This window comes from Rubripirellula lacrimiformis (assembly GCF_007741535.1).
GTDB lineage: Bacteria > Planctomycetota > Planctomycetia > Pirellulales > Pirellulaceae > Rubripirellula > Rubripirellula lacrimiformis.
In genome coordinates, this window is record NZ_CP036525.1 from 4205362 (window position 1) to 4221997 (window position 16636).

14 protein-coding genes, 1 tRNA gene and 1 pseudogene are annotated in these 16636 nt (G+C 56.5%); 9 read left to right on the forward strand and 7 right to left on the reverse strand.

The window, feature by feature from the left end:
• Positions 1-86: 86 nt before the first annotated feature.
• On the reverse strand, positions 87-893 hold the full coding sequence (locus K227x_RS14590; RefSeq protein ID WP_145170536.1) for an RDD family protein: 807 nt from the start codon (positions 891-893) through the stop codon (positions 87-89).
• A 354-nt stretch (positions 894-1247) separates the two neighbouring features.
• On the opposite strand from K227x_RS14590, the gene K227x_RS14595 reads away from it, so the two are divergent.
• Positions 1248-1321 (forward strand) — tRNA-Pro (locus tag K227x_RS14595).
• A gap of 285 nt (positions 1322-1606) precedes the next feature.
• Here the strand turns inward: K227x_RS14595 and K227x_RS31520 are convergent.
• Positions 1607-1843, reverse strand: a pseudogene (locus K227x_RS31520) (hypothetical protein); the annotation flags it as partial.
• Between the two features lie 775 nt (positions 1844-2618).
• On the opposite strand from K227x_RS31520, the gene K227x_RS14605 reads away from it, so the two are divergent.
• Positions 2619-3458: a polysaccharide deacetylase family protein gene (locus tag K227x_RS14605; RefSeq protein ID WP_145170537.1), complete on the forward strand. Its 840-nt coding sequence runs from the start codon at positions 2619-2621 to the stop codon at positions 3456-3458.
• Positions 3459-3519: 61 nt separating this feature from the next.
• Here K227x_RS14605 and K227x_RS14610 read toward each other — a convergent pair whose 3' ends face one another.
• From K227x_RS14610 to K227x_RS14620, 3 genes are all read right to left on the reverse strand, one after another.
• On the reverse strand, positions 3520-3804 hold the full coding sequence (locus K227x_RS14610; protein ID WP_145170539.1) for a hypothetical protein: 285 nt from the start codon (positions 3802-3804) through the stop codon (positions 3520-3522).
• Between the two features lie 305 nt (positions 3805-4109).
• Entirely contained in the window at positions 4110-6638 is a 2529-nt protein-coding gene (locus tag K227x_RS14615) for an ATP-binding protein (RefSeq protein ID WP_145170541.1), read from the reverse strand.
• Positions 6638-8134 carry an ATPase domain-containing protein gene (locus tag K227x_RS14620; RefSeq protein WP_246146815.1) on the reverse strand — a complete coding sequence of 499 codons (1497 nt, stop codon included), beginning with the start codon at positions 8132-8134 and terminating at the stop codon, positions 6638-6640. Before K227x_RS14620 ends, K227x_RS14615 begins: the two co-directional genes overlap by 1 nt.
• A 543-nt stretch (positions 8135-8677) precedes the next feature.
• Between K227x_RS14620 and K227x_RS14625 the strand changes: the two genes are divergently transcribed.
• Complete coding sequence (locus K227x_RS14625) at positions 8678-9136, forward strand: CsbD family protein (RefSeq protein ID WP_145170544.1); 459 nt, start codon at positions 8678-8680, stop codon at positions 9134-9136.
• A 68-nt stretch (positions 9137-9204) separates the two neighbouring features.
• The gene (locus tag K227x_RS14630) at positions 9205-9453 is read left to right on the forward strand and encodes a hypothetical protein (RefSeq protein WP_145170546.1); all 249 of its coding nucleotides are present in this window, start codon (positions 9205-9207) and stop codon (positions 9451-9453) included.
• 211 nt (positions 9454-9664) lie between these two features.
• On the opposite strand, the gene K227x_RS14635 is transcribed toward K227x_RS14630, so the two are convergent.
• Entirely contained in the window at positions 9665-9883 is a 219-nt protein-coding gene (locus K227x_RS14635) for a hypothetical protein (RefSeq protein ID WP_145170548.1), read from the reverse strand.
• Between the two features lie 249 nt (positions 9884-10132).
• Between K227x_RS14635 and K227x_RS31690 the strand changes: the two genes are divergently transcribed.
• The 4 genes from K227x_RS31690 to K227x_RS14650 all read left to right on the forward strand — a co-directional run bounded on the left by K227x_RS31690 (position 10133) and on the right by K227x_RS14650 (position 12852).
• A complete protein-coding gene (locus K227x_RS31690) occupies positions 10133-10477 on the forward strand; it encodes a uracil-DNA glycosylase family protein (RefSeq protein ID WP_218934017.1) in 345 nt (114 codons plus the stop codon).
• Positions 10438-10728, forward strand: a complete 291-nt coding sequence (locus tag K227x_RS31695) for a uracil-DNA glycosylase family protein (protein ID WP_449314267.1) — start codon at positions 10438-10440, stop codon at positions 10726-10728. Before K227x_RS31690 ends, K227x_RS31695 begins: the two co-directional genes overlap by 40 nt.
• Before the next feature lie 253 nt (positions 10729-10981).
• The gene (locus tag K227x_RS14645; protein ID WP_145170550.1) at positions 10982-11497 is read left to right on the forward strand and encodes a carboxymuconolactone decarboxylase family protein; all 516 of its coding nucleotides are present in this window, start codon (positions 10982-10984) and stop codon (positions 11495-11497) included.
• The gene (locus K227x_RS14650) at positions 11494-12852 is read left to right on the forward strand and encodes a dihydrolipoyl dehydrogenase family protein (protein WP_145170552.1); all 1359 of its coding nucleotides are present in this window, start codon (positions 11494-11496) and stop codon (positions 12850-12852) included. The genes K227x_RS14645 and K227x_RS14650 overlap by 4 nt, the downstream gene beginning before the upstream one ends.
• A gap of 128 nt (positions 12853-12980) precedes the next feature.
• Here K227x_RS14650 and K227x_RS14655 read toward each other — a convergent pair whose 3' ends face one another.
• Positions 12981-14336: a sulfatase-like hydrolase/transferase gene (locus tag K227x_RS14655; RefSeq protein ID WP_145170554.1), complete on the reverse strand. Its 1356-nt coding sequence runs from the start codon at positions 14334-14336 to the stop codon at positions 12981-12983.
• A 971-nt stretch (positions 14337-15307) separates the two neighbouring features.
• On the opposite strand from K227x_RS14655, the gene K227x_RS14660 reads away from it, so the two are divergent.
• Positions 15308-16489 (forward strand): exo-alpha-sialidase, encoded by a 1182-nt coding sequence (locus K227x_RS14660; RefSeq protein ID WP_246146816.1) that lies wholly within the window; start codon positions 15308-15310, stop codon positions 16487-16489.
• Positions 16490-16636: the final 147 nt, after the last annotated feature.

Here is a 16636-nt window from a genome sequence, read left to right on the forward strand (position 1 = left end):
CACCACTGGGAAGAACCGTCAAACGCCGCGTCAACGGATCGCACGTCAACGCCAAGTGGTTTCCCCCGCAGAATCGCGGGCAACCGTTAGACGTCGATCACGACCGTTCCGGCAATGCGGTCATGCAGCATGCGAGCGTTCTCTGTGAACACGAAACACCCGTCAATGAATGCCAGAAACGGGATGAACTGATTGGCGATCCCGAACACCAGCGATCGCAACAGCCAGCCCTGAATGAATCCAGGTAGCTCACGGGTGTCTTGCATCACGATCCGCGTCCCAACCGCCTTCTTGCCGACCGTTTGGCCAGACTTGGTCACCAGCACTGCATTGAGCGCAAGTACTAACGCGACGGGAAACAGCATCACCACCATGATGACTGCTGTCATTACCGGCGTCGGCTCTTGTTGTCCCATCGCCGCCCCCATCGCTGCGACCAAGCCCATCCCGATGCCGAACGCGACCATGAACATCAAGCCGTCGACGAACGATCCAAGGAAGCGTTTCCAGACACTGGCGATCGGACCGCCAAAACTTCCGGACGAACCATGGCCACCGCCACCGGACGGCGCGTAGGGATTGCTGCTGGCCGGTCTGCCCGGTTGCCCGACCGCTCGGACCGGTTGCAAGTCACCGGTGGTCAATTCGTCGAACATGCCGGGGTCGAAGTCATTCGATACCGCAGCGGGCCGTCGGGGTGGAGCCGCCGATGGATTTGCCTGGCCGGCTGGGCCTGCCGTGGGACGCCGTGGCGTGGCGGCCACAGGAGCTCCGGTCTTGGCGGGGCCACCAGGAGCTCGCAGCTGTTTCCCGCAAGGGCATTTGACGACTTTCCCGGCCGCGGCGTCGGGGATGTTCAAAACCTGAGAACAGGCCGGGCACTTGATTTTCATAGATGCAGTTTGCGACAGAAGCGGTAATTGATCGGTTCGATGTGGTGCAAGAACGCCCGGCCTGGCACGATCAACCGCCGCACCCCAGCCGGGCAAACCCGGGTCAGCATTCTAGTGGAAGATCACCGCCGCGGGGCGCCGCAGCGAAAGAGCCACTGCCGAACGCCCCCAAACTCGGCTCTCAGCGAAAACACCAGCCACCGATGCCGCCCGATTTCGTGTCCTTTTCGTTGCAAAGCCCCACTGCAAATCCGTCCCCCAGACCCAACGCGCACGGGCGGCAAATTTGGCCCCAAAAATCAGCCAATACCATCTTTTCAACGTCCACCGACTCACTATCATTGGCAGCACAATCGGGGCGTGGCTCAGCCTGGTAGAGCGCTGCGTTCGGGACGCAGAGGTCGTGTGTTCAAATCACATCGCCCCGACTGGTCAAAAACCCTGGAAACCAAGCGTTTTACAGGGTTTTTTCGTCGACTGAGGGGCAATCGCCGACGACGCCCCAGATTGCCCAAAGTGACAGGAATGGACTCCTTTGGACACCGTCGGCCTGAATCTGGTGCATCCATTGGTGCATCGGCGCTCACCTGCGTCGATCGAAGGTCCCTCATGATCGTGAGAGACTCGACCGCGCTGGCCGTCTCCAGCAGTCGGGTGTCGGTGTAGGTTTTCATGGTCAATTCGATGTCGCTATGACGCATCGTGGCCTGGGCAACTCGGGGTGCCACTCCGCTGATCGACAGGTGGGTCCCGAGCGTGTGCCGAAGGGCATGGACGTGAACAATCCCAAGCGTCTTGTGCATCAGCCACCGCACGTGCACGAGTCGAGTCAACACCACCCTGCGTACCTCGATCGAATCGTCGCCTTCGCCCGTGGCCAGTCCGATCGTTTCAAATCCTTCGAACGATACCAATCGAGTGAACGATCGAGTGATCGTTTGATCGACCATGTCGACCGAAACCTTCTGGCTTGTGCTGGCCGAACGAACAGCATCGTTCTGATTTTTGGCAGCATCCAAACGGCGGATGAGTTAGCTACAACTCGGATCGATCGATTTCGAACAATGGTGGAAAATGATGTCGATCTTTCTAGCCTGCGTTTCATGTCTCGTGTTTGTGCCGATATGCCAACGTAGCATGCATGATCCGCAATGGTTTCAATCCAGTTCCGACGTAGATAAGACCGAGGCGGAAGATGATGGAGACACCTGCTTTCTTCTTCACTCGAGTCCAATGTTTCCTGTTCTCCCTGAATCGATGAAGGATATTGCTAGGCCCGGAAGAGCGACGAAATCCGAAGAACAGAAACGTATCGATGAAATGCACAACGAGAGGACTGAACACTCTAAGAGAATCAAGTCGCAGGAAGAGAAACGAAGGGCACCGGAAAGAAATCAGAGATTTCACATTGCTTGTTTCCCGGGGTTCGCCGTGCAATCGGGAGTCACGCAAAACCTGGCACGCTCTTTTCAACAACCCGAAATGCAACACCGTTAACATCCGCGGCGGCTTGGGGGCACCGCGGCAATGAAGAGGAAGGTTGAGCGGTACGGTGCCCTTGCACTTTGCTTGAAGGCGGACGTTTGCGTTCGTGTTCCGGGGGGGGATTTGCTCGCGTTGTGGCTGTGTGCGTGCTACGATCGGGGGGCAGTGCTGCTTGTTGCTGGCGCCGATCGAAGTTGGCGTTTTTCCACCCGATACGATCCATTGAACAAAGTTCGTTGCATGCTTCTGAAGACAAAGTCAAACTGGCTAGTACTTTTGGCCTCCTTGATCGCACTTCCATCGGTGGCCACCGCACAGGACGGGTATTGGCCAGAAGGCAAAAGCTATTGTGTTTCACTGACCTATGACGATGGCCTGCCAAGTCAGATTGTTCATGCCTTGCCGCAGTTGAAGGCCGCGGGTCTGAAGGGCACCTTCTTCTGTCCGGGCGATGCCGACTATCGTTGGTCACAAGACGACGTAGATCGGATTCGTGAGGAAGGGCACGAGTTGGCTGGGCACACGGTCAATCACCCCTGCGCTCGCAAAAATGATTGGGTCAAGCCAGGCAATGCGTTGGAGGACTACGATGATGAACGCATGGCGAAAGAACTCGATCAGAATCTGGCCAACCTGATCAAAAATGGAGTCAAACGGGAGATTGCCACGTTCGCCTATCCGTGCGGCAGCACGTACATCGGCGAAGACAAACATAGCTATATCCCCTTGGTCAAAGAGCGGTTCTTTGCCGCCCGTGGCACGAAGGTTGGCTTTGAAGTGCCAAGCAACGGCGAAACCAATCTATTTGATGTGAAGACATTTGCGGGCAACCAACGCGACGTGGCCTATCAACTGAATCAAGTAACCGCCACACGAGACAACAACGGCTGGCTCGTTTTTATGTTTCATGGTGTTGGCGGCGATCACATTGCAATCAGTGCAGACGGGCACAAAGAGATCCTTCGGTTCCTGCAAGAAGACGACTCGGTCTGGGTTGCAACGTTTCAAGAGGCGGCCGCTTGGGTAAAGTCCAAACAAGAAGGGAAACCTGCGTCGGCCTCGGCTAGCCAAGCGGAATAGGTTTTCACGGGGTGAGCGTTCGGGGTCTCCGGGTGAAGGGTCGATGATCATCATCTGGTCATCAACTGAGCGAAGGACTTGCCCGTATCCGTTGCTGCGGCAACGCCGTGCCACCAAGGCAAAGGTCTGTGAGTCTTGAAAACGAACAGATCACAGGAAGCGACGCATCCGTGATCTGCGATCGCGATGCCACCAAGTATTCGAGGTCTGCCCAGTCTGCGAGCCGAAGCATATGTTCATCACCAAGCATGGAACCTTGGGCATCAATCCCATACGGATCGTTGATTCGCGCACCGGAGCCCGCGATCGCATCAGCCAAACGTTGCAGACGTTGTTTTTCGTCCATTACGCAACCGAGCCAAAAACATCTTCCAGATCATGTGCACACTCCATTCATGGGAAAGATAACCAACCTCTGCGAGCACGCGTCAGCAACTGCGAATCGAGTTTGGCTGAAACGGCAACTCTCGTTCTGTCGTGGTGGGCAAGGACGCAATGTGAGACCCATGCCGTCTTTGGTCGGCGGATCAATGCCGCGTTGATCGACAAGCCACTGGCCATTCAGCTTATCAAAGTGGCGACGCGATCGCTCGACTAATCATGCAGTGGAGGATCGCGATTTCGATCGGGGCCGCCTTAGCCGAGGTTGCCCTAGCTGGGCCCGTTGCTGCTGGGCCCGTTGCTGCTGGGGCCGGCCGTTAGGCGATGGATCATGGCGATCAGTTTTTGGCTGTCGAGTGGCTTGGTTGTGTAGTCGGTGCAGCCGGCCGCGAGGCATTCGTCGCGGTCACTCTTCATGGCGTTGGCAGTCAACGCGATGATCGGCAGGTCACAGCCTCGGCGGCGGAGTTCCGCCGCGGCACTGTACCCGTCCATCACCGGCATTTGCATGTCCATCACAATCAAATCAATCTGGGGGCGATCGTCCGACTCGATCGTGTCGACCGCTTCTTGCCCGTTGGTTGCCGTCAGCACTCGCCCGCCTGCCTTTTCAATGAAGTGCTGTGCGAGATAGCGGATGTCACGTCGGTCATCGACCACCAGGATGTTCCCCGAAATCGTCGCCGACTCGGTTGGCTTGTCTTCGGAAACCTTGACCGACAGGTTCGGTTCGACCAACGATCCCTTGGCCACCGTATCAATCGACAGCGTGAACGTGCTGCCATGGCCGAATTCACTCTCCAGCGAAACCTCGCCACCGAGCGCCTGTGCAAGACGCCGGCAAATTGCCAAGCCTAACCCGGTACCGCCAAACGATCGGGTGGACGTATTGTCGGCCTGCTGGAAAGGTTGAAACAACAGCTGTTGGTCCTGTGGCTTGATGCCGATACCCGTATCAATCACATGAAAGACCATTCTGCCGGTGCGACGCTGGCGGCCCGGGACGCGTTTGTCGACGGTCGCCGAATCGACACCTTGAACGCGACCATGTTTCGAAGCATCGTCTGCGTAACGGCAAACGACTTTTACTTTTCCCTGGTCCGTGAATTTGATTGCGTTGCCGACTAGGTTCAGCAGGATCTGGCGTAGTCGCACCGCGTCGGTTTCGATCCATTCGGGAATCGGACCATCAAACTCGATTTGCAGAGCAATCTTTTTCTCGAACGCTCGAACGTCCATCAACGAGCGAACTTCGGCGAGAATTCCGTCGGGGCGAACACGATCCTTTTCAATTTCCATCTTCCCGGCATCGATCTTCGACAAGTCCAGGATGTCGTTGATGATATTCAACAGAAAGTCACCATTGCGTCGGATCGTTTCGACAACCTGCAAGTTGTCGGGATCACGAATGTGGTCTTTCAGAATGTCAGCGTGCCCCATGATCGCCGCCATCGGTGTGCGGATTTCGTGCGACATGTTCGCCAAAAATTCACCGCGCGATCGGTTGGCCGTCTCGGCGATATGCTTCGCTCGTTCTAACGATTGTTCGAACGCTTTCCGCTCGTCGACATCGATCACGTAGCCGGTATAGCCAAGGAACGTTCCGTCGTCCGCGAAACGGGCGCGTCCTACGTCGACGGCCCAGCGATAGTCGCCATCGGCCAGTCGCAGGCGGAATTCGGATGCAAACGGCTGGCGTGCGGTAGCGGCCGCTAGAAACTCTTCCGCGGCACGCTGTTGATCGTCAGGGTGAGTGGCGTTGGTCCAACCAAGTCCCATCCCGTCGGCTTCGGTCTGTCCAGTCGTCACATACCAGCTTTTCGACAGGAACGTGCATCGATGGTTTTCGTCGGTGACCCAGAGCATCGCTGGCGACGCATCCGCGATCTCGCGAAAGTACTTCTCGCTTTGACGCAGCATTTCGACGGACAGTTGCCGCTGAGTGTTATCGTAAAAGTGACAAACGACGCCGTATCGATCACCTGGTAACACGATCCGTTCGAGTGACCAATCATAGGCTTCGGTCACGTCTTTATCGGCACGTTGATGGACGAAGGTTGGGGACGTATACGCTTCGCCTGTTTCCATGGTGTGGTGAAATTGCCGGGTCACTTCGTCCGCGACTTCGGCGGACCAAATCACTCGCAATGATTCATTCAACGATCGGCCGATCAGCGGTTCGACGTTACAGAACGCTTCACGCGCGCCCTTGCTGGCGTATCGCATCCGCATCTCGCTGTCGACGACATACAAGCCTTGAGGGCTATCGTCGATCAATCGTCGGAACGTTTCGCTGGACTGTCGCAAACTTTGTTGAACTCTGTCCTTCTCTTGCAGCAGATCACGAACCTCGAATTGCCGCGAACGATCGCGCAGCTTCGCCAACACCGTACTGACGAAGATGGAGATTCGAAGCGGTCGGTTGATCAGCGTGACATGCCCAAGTGACAAAATTCGCTGCAGCGTGCTGGATCCGACCTCACCAGCCTGCAGCAGCACCAGCACCGGCAATTCGGACCATTTCGGTTGATGGACTAGCACTTGCTTCAGTCCAGCGATGGCGACCTCGCCCAAGTGTTCCTGTGCGATCAGTGCAATCCCAGCACCCTCGGTGATGGCGTCAGTGAACGCTGCGATCGAATCGCAACAGCAAACCGCGATGCCATTCTGTACCAGCACTTGATGGCACAGGCGGGCGTCTTGCGGCGTTGGAGTCAGCGCCACCACTCGCTGGTTCAGTGCGTCCAGCCCGGCAACGGTTGCGCCATCGCTATGATCCTGTGTCGGTAGCTTCGCCATCAATGCTGTTCCCTATCCTTGGCAATCAACGATCCCTGTTCGCCGACGAAATCCGGCACTCCGGTCAAGATGCCCCGGAACTTCGTTAGTGGCGGTCCGATTTCGACGCCCTTGTTGCTTAGTTTGAATTCGCGAATGGATCGTTCGTGCCGGCCAGTGCGTTTCTTGATCACCGAGATCGCCTGTCTGATTTCACCGGCGGCTTCGAAATATCGGAACAGAACCACCGAATCCGCCAAATAGCTGGCATCGATCGGTGTGCCCATCGATTGTCCCAGCATGCCGTGCTGGGCAACGACGACCAATGTCAAGATGCTCTCTTTGCTCAGGAACTGCAACAATTCGTGCAACTGGATGATCAAGTGCTTTTCGTGCGGCATCGAATTCAGATAGCCGTTCAGACTGTCGATCGCGACGATACTGACAGATCGGCCCTGCGGATCCGGACGCACCGAACTGCGGACCAGACATGCCAGTTCACTGGGAGTGATCTCGCCAGGTGTCAGATTGATGATTTCGATCAGCCCGTCATCGACGTGGCGTCGCAGATCGTATCCGAGACCAGCGGCGCGAGCGAACAACGACTGCTCGCTCTCTTCGAATTGAAATAGGATCGCGCGTTCACCTCGCTGTGCCGCCGTGATCGCGAACTGCAGCGCCATCGACGACTTACCGACCCCGGCTGGTCCCAGCAACAACGCGCTTGTCCCGGCATTGAGTCCGCCACCAAGCAGTTCGTCGAATTCGCGGTTGCCGCTGTCGATCAAATGCGTCGCGGTTTCGGTGGAATCTTGCGTGGCAACCGAGCGTGGGTAGATGTTCAAGCCACCGCGCACGATCTTCATGTCGTGAGCACCGCCGATGAATCCGCTGCCCCGATGCTTTAGGATCCGCAGCCGTCGTCGCTCGCCGCCATAGTCCGACAAAAGATGTTCCAACCGGATCACACCGTGTGCGATGCTTTGCAGGTGTTGATCGTCTTCGCCGGAATAGTCATCCAACAACAGCACCGTGCAACCACGACCAACGAAGAACTGTTTCAGCGCCAAGATTTGTCGCCGGTAGCGGAGTGAACCTTGTGCAAGCAATCGCATCTCGGAGAGCGAGTCGAAGACCACTCGTTTGGGTCGCAGCTGGTTGACCCGTTCCAACACGCCGTCGACCGTTGTCCCCAGTTCGATCTCGGACGGTTCGAACATCGTGTACTGCAGCCGGGGGTCTTCGATCGCCTTGGTATCGACCAATTCGTAGATCTCGATTCCATCCAGCGTCCAGCCGTGTGATTCAGCGACGCCCTGCAATTCCTGCTTGGTTTCCGACAACGTGACATACAGCCCCTTTTCGCCGTTGCGAGCTCCTTCGAGCAGGAACTGCAGCGCAAGGGTGGTCTTTCCTGTGCCCGGCATTCCCTCGACCAGGTAGAGCCGATCAGAGGTCAGTCCACCGTACAGTATGTCGTCGAGGTCGGGATTGCCTGTGCTGATCTTCGGTGGCATGGCTGATGTCATATTCTTCAAGTCTCTTTCAGTGGTTCCATTCGCCCGCGTTCGGATCGCCCGCGTTCGGAAAGTTGTCGAATCAATCAACGCACTATCGCCATCGATCCAGCACGAATGGGTCTGTTGTTTCCGCCCGACCATCGTGACCTTCCGCCGCGTCTTCGACACCAAGCCGCCACGGACCGACGTTCGCGGATGCGGCAGATCGGTCCCCCGCTCTCCGTTGACAGATCCAGGCGTTGGCAGGAAATCGACCACCTTGGTCTCTTTCGAACAACATCTTGATCCATTCTATCACGTCACTTTTTATCCCGCTGACACCCATCATACGCTGCCCGTCGCCACGGATTGCAGCAACGTTCCCAGTCGACGGTGGATGGCTGTCGGAGGTCGGTACGCACCGTGAGTTTGAAGCGGTTCCGCGTGGTGGTCAACGGCACAACGTTTGCTTCCTGACACCGTCTGCATTAACCGGCGATAGGCGAGCGGATTTCCACTCGTTCGACCGGCTTCACTGCAAAGAAAAACAGGAGTCCACAAATGGCCACAAGGCAAGAACTGCAAGGCGACTGGAACACGGTCGTCGGCAACGTCAAAGAAAAGTACGGTGAGATCACTGATGCGGAACTGCTTCAGGTGGAGGGGAATGCCGATCAGCTGATCGGATTGATCCAGAGAAAGTCTGGTCAGGCGCGAGAACAAATCGAAGCTTACGTGGACTCACTATTCCGCGGCGGCGAAACGACGATCGATCGAGTCAACGACCTCGCTCGGGACTACGCACAGTCAACTGGTCGTGCGATCAACGATGGGTACCAACAGGTCGCACAGAGGGCTCGTCAAACTTACGACCAAACTTCCATTGCGGTCGCCGATCGCCCGCTGGGTTCGGTCATGGCTGCACTAGGCGTAGGGCTGATCACTGGAATCGCGATCGGCCTATCCATTGGATCTCCGCGTCGCCGTCAACCAACCTGGCACGATCGCTGGCGGATGTAGCATCGAGCCACTTTCCAACGATCGTTCCAGATCGATCATTCTTCACCAACACCAGAAAGATTAGACGCATGACCATCAAAACAAAACAAGCCAATCCAAGTTCACCAAACTATCGTCACGTGGAACGCCGTGAACACACGGTGGAAGCCACAGAAGTTGCTGCGGAGAAGCTGCAAGCCTACGGCAGCCACTTTGTTGCGGAGCCTGCTCGCGACCTCGGCAGCCAACTTCGCGACTACGCGCGGCGCAAACCGGATGTAGCCGTGATGTGGTGTTTCGGGCTTGGGATCATCGTTGGCTGGAAGCTCCGCGGATAGATCGTCATCGGCGGTTAGGCAGCCGATCATCGTTCAGTGCGCAAGTCAAAGATGGAATAATAAGTTCTTCTTTGCGTATTCATCGACACGGCACTTCCTTCGTGTTCGCGTCCTAACCGTGTGATCGCGGCCAATGATCAAAACGTCGAAACGCACGGCATGTTCACGCGGCGGTCACGACCGCCGAGATGGTGTGTGTGTACCAGAATGGTTAGGGCTGTCGATCAGCGCCGCGGCGGTTGCGAAACTGAACGGCAATGTCGATGCACAACGCAATCACGATCAGGACAACGCAGACTTGGACATGAATGAACGGCCAGTAATCGATGGGTTTTGCCAAAGGGTCGATCAAGCCGTCGTAATCACGAAACAAGAATACAATGTACGCTAGCAGTGCACCGACAACCAAGCGAAGGAATTTGGACAGCACTATTTTTCCTAGCCGCGGTGTTGCGGGAACGGGAGAGACCTATGTCTCGTCTCAGAACGGCTTTCGTTCCTGCGTGAAATCGGCCGTCGGTGCCACGTCGTGCGAACACTTTGGTACGAATGCCATGGAACGAATACCATAGAACGAGGCCCCCCAATAATTGAAACCATACGAACGGCCTTCGCTAGAATATTGGGAGATCGAATTCAGTGCAAACTATCGACCTTGCTGAGTGTCTGAATTGCAACGATGAAACTTCCCGTCTTGCTGAAACAAATTCGTGCGTGCCGAGAATGTGACCCGCATCTTCCGGCTGGGCCAAGGCCGGTGGTTCAGGCTGCGAGCGGGGCAAAAATTCTGATCATCGGCCAGGCGCCGGGGCGTCGAGTCCATCAATCGGGAATCCCGTGGGACGATCCAAGCGGCGATCGGCTCAGAGATTGGATGGGGATCGACCGCGATGAGTTTTACGACCCCCAAATGGTGGCGATCATGCCGATGGGCTTTTGCTATCCAGGCCGGGGCCGATCGGGCGATTTGCCTCCCCGAAAGGAATGTGCCCGCTGTGGCACGAACCGTTATTGGAACGACTGACGTCGATCAAGCTGACGTTGCTGATTGGCAACTATGCCCAAGCACACTATTGGACTGATCGACGCACGGGCAACATGACCGATAGCGTCGCAAACTGGCGCTCTGTAGCTCCTGCCATGTTCCCACTGCCACATCCAAGTCCTCGAAACAACGGTTGGCTCAAACGGAATCCATGGTTCGAACACGACGTGCTTCCGGTACTTCGTCAGGCCACCGGTGAACTGGTGAAAGTCCATCGTGACGGAGCTTGATCCCAGTGGTTTTGCAATGGAAATGCATATCGAGGGGCCAGCGGCGTCATGAATTTCAGTTGGTCGATACGCGGCATCAAATCTAGCAGACGGACTTGAATTGCAGCTTTGTTGCCGATTTCGAGATCCACGATCCCCAATCACCCGACCAAGTCGTCATCGTTGGGGACGTGACGACCGATCGCTAGGTTGGCACACGGTGTGCGGTGCAGATGTTGAACTCAATCGTTTTCACCCGCAACGGATTTTCAACATGCCCTATGTGCAACCGCTCGATATCGATGACGCCCCCAAGAAGTCGCAGCCCATTCTGACGGCGATCCAGGAAAAGTTTGGTCGCTCGATGAATATCTTCAGCACGGCGGCCCACCAACCAGATCTGCTTGGTGGGATGACGCAAATCAATGACGGCATTCGAAACGACTTGCCTGACAAGTTTCGAGAGCTCGCGTATATGAAAGCCTCCCACATCAACGCTTGTGAGTATTGCTCGCACTACCACGAACAGGCCGCCAAGCAAGCTGGCATCAGCGATCAACAGATCGCGCAGATCGGTACCTTCGAATCAAGTGACGCGTTTGATGACGAGGAGAAGGCGGTCCTGTCTTACGCGGAACAGTTGACGAAGACAGCCAACATCGATGCCGCAACGGTTCATCAGTTGAAGGAGTTTTTGGACGACAAACAACTGGTCAGTCTGGCCGGTGCTGTCGCACTCGCAAACTTTACCAACCGCTTCAACCACGGACTGGACATTCAACTGCCATGATCGATCATTCATTTGACCTGATTGTGATCGGCACCGGACCAGCAGCGGGAACGGTCGCGAAGAAGACGGCGGAGTCCGGTAAGTCGGTTGCGGTCGTGGAATCGCGAGGCTTCGGTGGAACCTGCGCCCTGCGTGGGTGCAATCCCAAAAAGGTTTTCACCAATGCGGGCAAGTTGGTGGACCAAGCGATTCGTGCCAACGGCAGTTTGGCAACGTTTCACCATCCACAGATCGATTGGGGAAACTTACTGGCGTTCAAGCAGCAGTTCACTCGTCCGGTCACGCAGAAGAGCGAAGCGTCATTTCAAAAGCGTGGGATCCGCACCTTTCACGGTATCGCTCGCTTCTCGGGCCCCGACACGATTCGCGTGGATGGTGTCGAGTTACGAGGCGAACGGATCTTTATCGCAACCGGTTCCATGCCGTCGCCTCTACAGATCCAGGGGAGCGATCTGGTAACCAGAAGCGATGCGTTCTTGGAGATGGAAACGATGCCTTCGCAGGTGACCTTCATCGGTGGCGGCTACATTTCGATGGAGTTTGCCCATGTCGTGGCCCGTTTCGGCAGCCGTGTCGTCATCGTCGATTCGAACGAGCGGCCGCTGATGCGATTTGATGCCGATCTGGTGGGCCAGCTAGTCGATCGGTCGCGTCAAATCGGTATCGAGTTCACGATGCAGTCGAAGGTGACCGGCGTCACACGCACGAAAGACGGATTATCTGTTTCCATCGATGGTAGTGGCGATGATCAGACCGTCGAGTCGCAGCTTGTCGTTCACGGGGCCGGACGCGTCCCCAACATCGTTGATTTGGACCTAGCTGCTGGAAGTGTAGACTTTGGCGAGCAAGGAATCGAAGTCGACGAAACGATGCGCAGCGTTTCCAATCCCCGCGTATTCGCTGGAGGTGACTGTGTCCACAGTGGGATGCCGCGATTGACACCTGTCGCCAATGAAGAGGCACGAATCGTCGTCAAGAATCTGTTCTCGGAAACGCCCGACACGGCCCCCGACTACGGTGCGGTGCCCGCGGTCGTCTTCACCACACCCTGCTTGGCAGCAGTCGGATTGACACAGGCCCAGGCATTGGAGCAGTATCCGAATGTAGACGTTCGGTACGAGGATACTTCCACGTGGGGATCGGTCCGCAAGACGAGACTGGATTGCGCAGGCTATAAGGTGCTGGTCGACAAACAGACCGATCGGATCTTGGGGGCTCATCTGCTTGGCCCTGCCGCGGAGGAAACGATCAACCTGTTCGCTTTGGCGATGAAGTTCGGTTTAACAGCAACCGATCTGAAATCCACCTTGTTTGCGTTCCCGACGTTTGCATCGGATGTACGACGAATGGTCTAAGCCAAACACGAAGGCGGGTGACCGTCTTGATCGTGAACGAATACGAAATGGTCAACTAATTTAGGAGTGATGGGCTGGGCAGCGTATCGACGATCGCTCGATCGGTGAGGATCGTCGCCAGATTCATCCTAGGGTGCGGTTGGAGATGTCCCAGCCGAATCGAGGTCACGAAAAACGTTCTCTAGCAGCGATCGCATCTCGGTTCGGCGTGCGTTGTCTTCGCCCGAGGTGAACGGGTATTGTTCCAGTGGATCCTCGGCCATGTGGATCAGCCGTCCATTGTTGTAGAGTTTCCAATCTTGATTGCGGACCCATTTAAGGCCCGAACTTTCACCATCAGGTTCGACGCCACCCGGTTTCGGCAAAACCGCCTCCTCGCAGTACGTGAACGTTCGCGGTGACGTTCCGGTGCCACGCAGTCGATCTGCAAAACTAACACCATCTAGCTTCAGACCATCGGGGATGGGCTGCCCAGCTAGGTCCATGAACGTTGGCAGAAAGTCGCTGAAGTCCACCAAGTCGTCCACGACCTGGCCTGGACGGATCGTGCCGGGCCAATTGGCGATCATCGGAACGTTGGTTCCCGCATCGGTCAGCTGCTTCTTTCCACCCGGTACGTCCAGACCATTGCGACGCGACACCACAGGCACTCTGCTCAATTCCTGTCCATCGGCACGGATGATGATTTCTGGTGGCGTTCCATTGTCTGCTAGAAATATCACCAGTGTCTTGTCACGCAATTTCAATGCGTTCAGCGCGGCGATCAAGCGGCCGACGTTCCGATCTGTTTCAGCGACCATCTCGTCGTAGTTGTCGTAGCGATCGAAGGGGCCATGGGGGACAGGTGGCGTTAAGTCATCCGTCACTTCGTGGGCAACTGCCATCGAGTAGTAGGCCAAGAATGGCCGATCTCGATTGTCCTTCATGAAATCGATCACGCTGCGGACATAGAGATCGGGGCCGTAGAAACCCAACGTGTCGGCACGCACCTGGCCATTCTGATGGATCATTGGTTCGTAATATCGGGGACCTTCGTGCCAACCGAAGAGATCCCAATGGTCGAATCCCATCCGCCGCGGATGGAAAGGATCTTCGCCCAACAAGCACAGTTGCCACTTGCCGGCGATCGCCGTTCGATAACCGGCCGTCTTCAGTAGATTCGAAAACGTGTACGGTTCGGCCTGTTTCGGATAGTCTCCCCAACTCACTGGACCGTGACGAAACGGGTACTTCCCCGACATCAACGTGATCCGTGATGGATGACAAACCGGCATGCTGAACGCCTGATTGAACTTCATGCCTGTCCGGGCCAGTTCGTTCAGGTGAGGCGTTCGGTAAGACTGACCTCCGTAACATTCCAGCACCTCCTGTCCAATGTCGTCAGCAAAGATGAACAGAATGTTCGGTTGCCTTGGATCGCTCGCGCTGCTGACGCCGCCGCAACCCAAAGCGAACAATAGGATTGTTTTCAATGCAGTTTTCATGCGGCCCATTCTAGCCGAAAGCAAAGCCACCAGGCATTCGAATGTGATTTAGACGTAAGCGGCCGGGAATGCATTGCAGTAGGCCGGACCAAGGAGCGCAGCGACGCCGCTCCGGCAATCCCACACAACAGACAGCACAAAATCATGCCGGAGCGGCGCTTCGCTTGGTCCGGCCTACACGGTCGGCCTTCGTGAGCCGTGATCGCGTAAGCGGCCGGGATTCTATTGCAGTAGGCCGGACCCAGGAGCGCAGCGACGCCGCTCCGGCAATCCCACACAACAGACAGCACAAAAGAATGCCGGAGCGGCGCTTCGCTTGGTCCGGCCTACACGGTCGGCCTTCGTGAGCCGTGATCGCGTAAGCGGCCGGGATTCTATTGCAGTAGGCCGGACCCAGGAGCGCAGCGACGCCGCTCCGGCAATCCCACACAACGGACAGCACAAAATCATGCCGGAGCGGCGCTTCGCTTGGTCCGGCCTACACGGTCGGCCTACACGGTCGGCCTTCGTGAGCCGCGATCGCGTGAGCGGCCGGGAATGCATTGCAGTAGGCCGGACCAAGGAGCGCAGCGACGCCGCTCCGGCAATCCCACACAACAGACAGCACAAAAGAATGCCGGAGCGGCGCTTCGCTTGGTCCGGCCTACACGGTCGGCCTTCGTGAGCCGCGATCGCGTGAGCGGCCGGGATTCTATTTCAGTAGGCCGGACCAAGGAGCGCAGCGACGCTGCTCCGGCAATCCCACACAAAAGACAGCACAAAATCATGCCGGAGCGGCGCTTCGCTTGGTCCGGCCTACGCTATTGGACTGATGCGGGACTTGCGATTGGATTGCTGATGGTCGATCATTCTGTTCGGCTCTTCTTTCCCTTTTGACGCCGACCGTCACTCAATCCCCAATCCATCGACAACTCCTTATGCACCGAAATCATCCTGTGATCAGCCAACGAGTCCGCCGATCGTTTGCCCCGATGTTATTGAGTATCGCGATGCCGTTTGTTGCTGGTCTATCGGCAGCAAGGGCCCAGGACGACGTGCCGACACAGCTTTGGGATGCCGACGCACCGCTGCTATCAGCCAATCAAATTCCGCTCCTTATCAGTGTAGATTTCCAGGTCATCAAACGGTGGGACAAGGCAGCGGATGGATATACCTTTTTGCATGGGGTCAGCTTGGCGTGGCATGACGACAAACTTTACGCATCGTTCGGACACAACCAAGGTTCGGAGAACACAGTGTCCGAGGAGGCTCATTACCGGGTTAGCGAAGATGACGGACAGACGTGGGGACCGCTACAGAAAATCGACACAGGAGACGAAGAAGATCTTGCAGTCAGCCATGGCGTATTCCTGTCCAACCAAGGAACACTGTGGGCGTTTCAGGGATCGTACTACGGGAAGATGAAGGACGTTCACACTCGCGCCTATCGACTGGATCCGAAGACCAACCAGTGGCAAAAGCTTGGTGTAATCTTAGAGGGTGGTTTCTGGCCCATGAACCAACCTGTCCGGATGGACGATGGGAACTGGATCATGTCAGGCTTCGCCGCCGGTCCCTATTCGAGTGACGGTGTCTTTCCCGCTGCGATCGCCATCAGCCACGGTGACGATTTCACAAAATGGGACCTGAACCACATTCCGGTCGCCGAATCGGTCAAACGGATGTGGGGCGAATCGGCGATCTTTGTGGATGGGAAGAACGTTCACAACATCGCCAGATTCGGTGGCAGTGCCGTCGCACTGTTGTCGGTCAGCAACGACTTCGGCCGCACATGGACTCCATCAACGCCCAGCAATCTTCCGATGACAACGTCGAAACCGGCCGCCGGGGTCCTGAGCAACTCTCAGCGATACCTGGTATGCACGAACGCAAAGGACAACGGAGGCAAGCGAAACCCACTGACGATTGCCGTGTCCAAGCCCGGTGAAGATCAGTTCAGCAGGATCTATGTTATCCGCCGATCGCTCTCTTCACGGCGGATCGGGGAATCAGGTAAAAACGTCAGCCTGTCCTACCCCTGCGCTATCGAACACGAAGGGAAACTCTATGTCGGCTACTCCAACAACGGGGGTCGAGGCGGCAACCTGAACAGCGCCGAGTTGGCTGTGATCCCGATCGAGTCACTTTCGGTTCCAAGTTTCCCTGCGAAGTGATGCCCCGCAGGTGATGCCCCGCGTGGGCCATCCAACAACCAACTTCAATGCGCCCTCTTCGCCTCGATTTCCACGAACCGCTGACGATTTGGCTGGAAAATCGAAACAGCGACAAGCCTAGCGATTCGGCAAATCGACACGCACGGC